Origin of the sequence: Bradyrhizobium sp. PRIMUS42 (assembly GCF_023006515.1) — a bacterium.
Taxonomy (GTDB): Bacteria; Pseudomonadota; Alphaproteobacteria; order Rhizobiales; family Xanthobacteraceae; genus Bradyrhizobium.
On sequence record NZ_JALBGZ010001622.1, the window covers coordinates 1 to 429 of the forward strand.

The window sequence follows — 429 nt, forward strand, 5'->3', positions numbered from 1 at the left end:
GACCGATGTCACCATGACCGTGCGCCCCGGCGAGCGCCGCGCCGTGCTCGGCTCCAACGGCGCCGGCAAGACCACGCTGTTCAACTGCATCACCGGAGACTTCGCGCCCTCCTCCGGCACCATCCGCTTCTTCGGCGAGGACGTCACGCATTTCCCGCCCTATGAACGCATCCGCCGCGGGCTGCGCCGAACCTACCAGATCTCGGCGCTGTTCCCCGGCCTCACCGTGCAGGACAATGTCTATCTCGCCTGCCGCGGTGTCTCGCGCGGGCGCTTCTCGTTGCTGCGCCCGGGGCAGAACGATGCCTTGATGCATGCGGCCGACAATCTGGTCCAGGCCGTGCATCTTTCCGCCGTGAAGGACCAGCGCGTGGCGGAGCTCGCGCACGGGCAGCAACGCCAGCTCGAGATCGCACTTGCGCTCGCCGG

The 429-nt window shown here is 68.3% G+C and carries 1 protein-coding gene; it reads left to right on the forward strand.

Annotated elements, in window-relative coordinates; translation table 11 throughout:
- Positions 1–429: ATP-binding cassette domain-containing protein (locus tag MOV75_RS41970; protein ID WP_247008763.1), on the forward strand; the 429-nt coding region annotated here is incomplete at both ends.